This window comes from Bradyrhizobium sp. LB11.1, assembly GCF_040549385.1.
GTDB lineage: Bacteria > Pseudomonadota > Alphaproteobacteria > Rhizobiales > Xanthobacteraceae > Bradyrhizobium.
Genome location: NZ_JBEPTH010000060.1, coordinates 1 through 1,204 on the forward strand (window position 1 = coordinate 1; position 1,204 = coordinate 1,204).

The following is a 1,204-nucleotide window of genomic DNA, read 5'->3' on the forward strand; positions in this document are numbered from 1 at the left end:
CGCATCGATAAGTGGAGGCTCTGCCGGGGTTAGGCTGCCGTGCGGAGCGGCAGCGGGGTGAAGTAGGCTTGATCCGGTGTACTGCCGTCAAGGCTCGAATGTGGACGGCGGCAATTGTAGAAGTCGAGGTATCGGCCGATCGAGGTGCGAGCTTCGCTGACGCTGTCGTAGGCCCGCAGGTAAACCTCCTCGTATTTGACGCTGCGCCACAGCCGCTCGACGAACACGTTGTCCCGCCAGGCGCCCCGGCCGTCCATGCTGATGGCGATGCCGTTGCCGGCGAGCACGCCCGTGAACGCCGCGCCGGTGAACTGCGAGCCCTGGTCGGTGTTGAAGATCTCCGGCTTGCCGTGACGGGCCATGGCATCTTCCAGTGTCGCGACGCAGAATGCCGCCTCCATGGTAATCGACAGCCGCCACGACAGAACCCGGCGGGTCGCCCAGTCCAGCACCACGGCCAAATAGACGAAGCCCCGCGCCATCGGAATGTAGGTGATGTCCATCGCCCAGACCTGGTTCGGGCGCGTGATCTCCATGCCGCGCAGCAGATATGGATAGATCTTGTGGCCAGGCTCGGGTTTGGTGGTGCGCGGACGCCGGTAGAGCGCCTCTATCCCCATCCGCCGCATCAGCGTTTTGACGTGCCGGCGGCCGATCTTGCACCCCTCGGCAGCCAGCAGGCCTCGCAACATACGCGAACCAGCGAAAGGAAACTCCAGATGCAGCCGATCGAGCCGTTGCATCAGCGCGAGATCTTTGGGCGACACCGGACGCGGCAGGTAATAGACGCTGCCGCGGCTGATGTTCAGAGCTTCCGCCTGCTTGCTGATCGGCAGATCGTGGTCACGGTCGATCATCGCTTTGCGCTCAGCAATCCCGCCTTGGTGAGCGCTCCTTCTAAAAAATCGTTCTCCAGCGTCAACTCGCCGATCTTGGCGTGCAGCGACTTCACATCGATGGTGGGCTCGACGAGCCGGCTCCCGCTGCCCGGGCCGAACACATCGGCAGCGCCGCCTTCGAGCTGCGCCTTCCACGACGTGATCTGATTGGGGTGAACGTCGAACTGCTCCGCCAGTTGCGCCAGCGTGCGGTCACCCTTGACGGCGGCAAGCGCCACCTTCGCCTTGAAAGCCGCAGTGTGGTTGCGCCGTGCTCGTCTGCTCATCGTCTCTCCTGATTCGCGGGTCAATCTTGCCCGCCGTCA

General features: G+C 63.7%; 1 protein-coding gene. It reads right to left on the bottom strand.

The genetic code is table 11. From position 1 onward, the window contains the following. Positions 1 to 29 precede the first annotated feature (29 nt). Positions 30 to 1,165, bottom strand: a protein-coding gene (locus tag ABIA96_RS36575) for an IS3 family transposase (protein ID WP_354141725.1) whose coding sequence is annotated in 2 segments (ribosomal slippage) — positions 30 to 907 and positions 907 to 1,165 — 1,137 coding nt in all. Because the reading frame shifts where the segments join, the coding sequence is not laid out codon by codon here. Positions 1,166 to 1,204 lie beyond the last annotated feature (39 nt).